General features: G+C 66.2%; 5 protein-coding genes. All 5 read right to left on the reverse strand.

Annotation, left to right across the window (positions count from 1 at the left end; translation table 11 throughout):
* Window positions 1–140: 140 nt before the first annotated feature.
* Complete coding sequence (locus M3498_06055) at window positions 141–533, reverse strand: type II toxin-antitoxin system VapC family toxin (GenBank protein MDQ3458846.1); 393 nt, start codon at window positions 531–533, stop codon at window positions 141–143.
* Between the two features lie 4 nt (window positions 534–537).
* Window positions 538–783, reverse strand: coding sequence for a type II toxin-antitoxin system prevent-host-death family antitoxin (locus tag M3498_06060; protein ID MDQ3458847.1), 246 nt, complete (start codon window positions 781–783; stop codon window positions 538–540).
* 230 nt (window positions 784–1,013) lie between these two features.
* On the reverse strand, window positions 1,014–2,063 hold the full coding sequence (locus tag M3498_06065; protein MDQ3458848.1) for an ABC transporter substrate-binding protein: 1,050 nt from the start codon (window positions 2,061–2,063) through the stop codon (window positions 1,014–1,016).
* A gap of 106 nt (window positions 2,064–2,169) precedes the next feature.
* Window positions 2,170–3,282, reverse strand: a complete 1,113-nt coding sequence (locus tag M3498_06070) for an ABC transporter permease (protein ID MDQ3458849.1) — start codon at window positions 3,280–3,282, stop codon at window positions 2,170–2,172.
* Window positions 3,279–4,440 (reverse strand): ABC transporter permease subunit (locus tag M3498_06075; protein MDQ3458850.1); only part of this gene is annotated, 1,162 nt, incomplete at its 5' end. The genes M3498_06075 and M3498_06070, both read right to left, overlap by 4 nt.

Below are 4,440 nucleotides of genomic sequence, written 5' to 3' on the forward strand. Positions count from 1 at the left end.
CACATCAATAATCGGAGCAAGCCACCATAAATATCGAAAAGTTGCCCGAAGACTCCTCAAAACTGAGGGTGGTGACTCTACGGTCAACCCTCAAAAACACCGCTTTTGAGTTCGCCACCAGTGTCACCTTTGGGCAAAGCTCACCACAAGCGGGTAATGGGAAAAGCGTCGAGCGCGGCGTCCTTGCTGATGAGCGCGACGCCCTCGAGCATCGACTGGGCAGCCAGCAAGCGGTCGAAGGGGTCTTTGTGCGCGACGCTGAAACCGCCTGCGAGCCGGGCGTGCGCGCTGCTGATACAGAGTTCCCGAGCGCCGAGACGACGGCTAAACCGTGCGTAGTGCGCCTCGTCCATAAAGGGCGCGACCTCGGGCCACTTGCCCGCGCGGTGCTTGATGCTCATCTCCCAGATGCTTGCAGGACTCAACAAAAGAGCATTGCCGGGGTTCCTGAGGAGCGCACGCGCTTCATCACTCAGGCGTCCGGGGTCGCTCACCGCCCAGGCCAGCGCGTGCGTGTCGAGCAGATAGCGCACCCTGCTAGGACTCGCTGCCGCTGTCGTCGCCGTAGAAAGCGCGTAGCACCTCGTCGTCGGTCGGCTCGAGCAGGTCGCTTTCAAAGCGAATAGGATAAAAGCCCAACTCGCGCTGCTCAGGGGCGCCCAGGCCGACAAGCTTGGCGACGGGCTTGCCGTAGCGGGAGATAATCACTTCCTCGCCGCGCTGCACCGCGTCGATGAGTTCCGAGAGGCGCGCTTTAGCCTCGTGAAGCTGAAGCGTTTTCATGGTTTTAGTCTAAACGTCTTGACCAAGAACGTCAATCGCTGCCGATTCTCTCAGCAGCTCAGGTCCAGCACCGTCTCGTCCCCGCTGATGTTGCGGACCTTGAGCTGCAAAGGTTTTTTGCCGGCGCGCACTGTCCCGTCCCAGAAGGCCCGCGTCTTCTCACCGTCCTTTCGCGTAGCCCTTTTTGTCTATTGCTCGAGCTTCGCTCGAGCAGGGGTCAAAGCTGCCTGCTACTCTCCTGCCACCGCCTCGTAGACGGATGCGTCCACCACCTCGTCAAAGTCGACGGCTTCACTGATCAGCCCCACCTCGAGGAGCAGATTCACCGAGCGCTCGAACGACTCGCGGTCGATGGCGCCGATGGCCGTCCCCTCCTCGGGCCTGACCAGCTCGGCCACGCGGTCCATCTGCCAGCTCTGGTGGATGATAGGGTTTTGCGTCGCGCCCGAGCCCGCGCAGGTGTCGCCGCAGGACGCGAGCACGATCTCGACGGCCTCGGCGCGGTCGCTCACCGCATCTTGCCAGCCGCGGATGCTGGCGCGCAGGAAGCGCTCGGCCACCTCACGGCCGCTCATCCCCGAGCCCCTGAAGTCGTCGGTCGCCAGGACGCTCGGCGTGGTGAAGATCAGGTCCTCCAGGAGGTCCGCGCCGATGTCGGCGGGGTCCAAGACGGAGAGCGTGCCCAGGCCGTAGCCGAGGCCGACGATCTGGTTGAGCTCGTTGTAGGTCATGGCGCTCGCCACCTCGACCTCGTCGGGAAAGACCAGGGCGGGATCAAAGGCGTAGACGACGGTGTCCACGTCGGGGTTGGTGACCGTGGGGTCGAGGTTCGAGGAGAGGTCCTGGGCGGCGAAGATGACCTCGGCGGCGAACTCGTTGCCGAAGCCCCAGACGCCGACGCGCCGTCCGGCTAAGTCGCCGAACTCCTCGATGCCGGAATCCGCCAGGGCGACCAGCCGGTAGCCCGAGCGCTGAAAGATCTGCGCGATCTGCATGAGCTCGAGCCCGGCCTCGCGCTGCACCAGCATGTTGGCGATCCAGTCGGTGCCGAAGTCGCAGTTGCCGCTAGCGACCTGCACCGAGGGGTTGACGTTGCCGCCGTCCAGGATGGTGACCTCGAGCCCCTCCTCGGCGTAGAAGCCCTTTTCCTGCGCCACGAAGTAGCCTGCGAACTGCGCCTGCGGAAACCACTTGGACTGAAAGCAGACCGGGATGTCCTGGGCAAAGGCGGCGGGCGCGAGGCCCAAGAGCAGACAGCATCCCAAAGCAAATTTTTTCATCACATTCCTCTCCAAAACGAAAAACCAAGTGAAAGACCGGGCCGAGTGTGGGGTTGGGTGTCGTGCGCTTATCGCAATTTTCAATCTTTAATCTTCAATTTTCAATTCACCCCCCTTCCCGAAACGAGGCATGCCAGGAGGTCAGCCGGCGCTCCAGGGTCATCACCAAGGAATAGAACAGGACCGAGACGACGCTGGCGAAGAAGATGGCGGCGAAGACCACGTCGTAGGCACCGCGCCGGGCCGACAGCGAGATGCGCTGGCCCAGGCCGGTCGGCGGGCCGGGAATCAGGAACTCGGCGACGATGACGCTGATGACCGACAGCACCGCCGCTAATTTAAGCGCGTTGAAGAGGTAGGGTAGCGCGCTCGGCAGCCGCAGCTTGAGGAAAACCTCGCGCGGCCCCGCGGCGTAGGCGCGCAGGAGCTCGAGCTTGAGCGGGTCCACCTGGGTGAGCCCCTGCACGGTGTTCAGAACGACCGGAAAAAAGGTGATGATGACGACGACCGCCGCCTTCGACTCCCAGTCCACCCCGAAGGCCCGGCCCAGAACGGGCGCCAGGCCGACGATGGGCACCGCCCCAAAGGCCGCCGCTAAAGGCAGGAGGCCCTGGCGCAGGAAGGGGCTGGCGGCCACCGCCACCCCGACGAGCACGCCCGCGACGAGCCCCAGCGAAAAACCGACGAGCACCTGCTTGACGAAGGTCACGTAGGCGTCGTTTAGGAGCACCGGCCAGGACGATAGAATCGCCTGCCACACGTCGGTGACGCGCGGAAAGATGGCCCTGGGCACGCGGTGGCCGACGACCAGCCCTTCCCAGACGAGCAGGCCGAGAAAGGGCACGGCGGCGGGCGGCAAGAGCGCGTGCAGATGCTTCCCTCTCCCGTCCGCGCGCTCGCTCAGGCCGATGCGCCCGACCGCCAGGACGCTCATGAAGAGGTGGCCCCAGAGCAAGGCCCAGTAGCCCCAAGCCCCCGGCGCGCCCAGAGGCGCCAGCGCCGCCACCGCCAGGAACGCGCCTATGAGCCCGAGTACGGCGAGCGCCGACGCGCCCGCCGCCCGGCCATAAAGCGCAGCCACGAGCGCGAGGGCGGTGACGGCGAGCCCGGCCGGGCCGATCACCCCCCAGCCGCTCACCCCCACCGCGAAGGGCGCGGCGTAGGCGGCGAGCATAAGAGCGGCGACGCCCACCGCCAGGAGCAGCGGCGCGGGCTTCACGCGCGCTCCCAGGGCGCCAGCGTCCGCTGGACCAGCCCGACGAAGGTGACGAGCAGGATGCCCAGGAGCGCCGAGACGAGGAGCAGAATCCACACGTCGGCGACGTTGCCCGACTGCACTTGGCCGAGGATGGCGTAGCCCAGGCCGCGGCGGTTGTTCGACTCGGTCTCGGCCACGAGCGCGCCCACTAAGGCCGCCGCCGCGCCCAGCTTGAGGCTGGTGAAGAAGAAGGGCGCCGCCGCTGGAAAGCGCACCTTCATGAAGACCTGGAGCGGGCTCGCGGCGTAGGAGCGCATCAGGTCAAGAGCCAGCGGGTCCACCGAGCGCAGGCCCTTCACCGTTCCCACCGCTACGGGGAAAAAGGTCAGGTAGGCGCCGATCAAGGCCGTCGGCAGGAGGCTGGTCTGGATGGTGATGCCGAAGTTGCCGAGGATGAGCAGCAGGACCGGCACCAGCGCGATGATGGGGATCGTCTGCGAGGCCACCACCCAGGGAAGCAAGGTGCGCTCGAGCGGCCGGATGAGCACGAAGAGCACCGCCAGAAGGGTGCCGACGGCGCCGCCCAGGGCCAGGGCCGACATGGTGCCCAGGGCGGTGTAGAGGCTGGCCCGGAGGACGTGGCGCTCGTCGGCCAGCGAATATTTCTGGAAAAAGGCCGGCAGGCGCTGGGCGATCCAATGGGGAAAAGGAGCGGGGTGCTGGGGCAAGGCGTAGAAGCACTCGAGCACGGTGGCTCCGCAGCCCGGCCGCGCGTAGACGGTGTAGCGGCTCGTCCAGACGACGGCGCCGGGGGCGGGCGGCTTGGCCAAGAGGAGGTCACCCTGTGGCGGATTGCTCACGAAAAAGTCGGCGTACTGGCGCAGGTTGGCGTTTCGAGGCGGTGGGCTGGCGAAGAGGACGAGGGCGCCGTCGCGGCTGTAGTTTTGGCCCTCGAGCAGCGGCACGCCGTCTACGGTGACGATGCCCCTGCCGCCCCCGAAGGTGAAGGCCTGACGAACGCCGTCCACCCGCTCGCTCGGGCGCTCGGGCGCGTCGGACAGCCTCCTGTGACCCACGAAGACCGCGCGGCCGGGGTCGTTGTCGAAGACGTTGCCGCGCTCGAAGCGAAAACGCCTGTTCGCACCGTTCACGTCACCTTGCAGGCGCTCCGCGAGGCGC

The sequence above is a fragment of the Deinococcota bacterium genome (genome assembly GCA_030858465.1).
Lineage (GTDB): Bacteria > Deinococcota > Deinococci > Deinococcales > Trueperaceae > JALZLY01.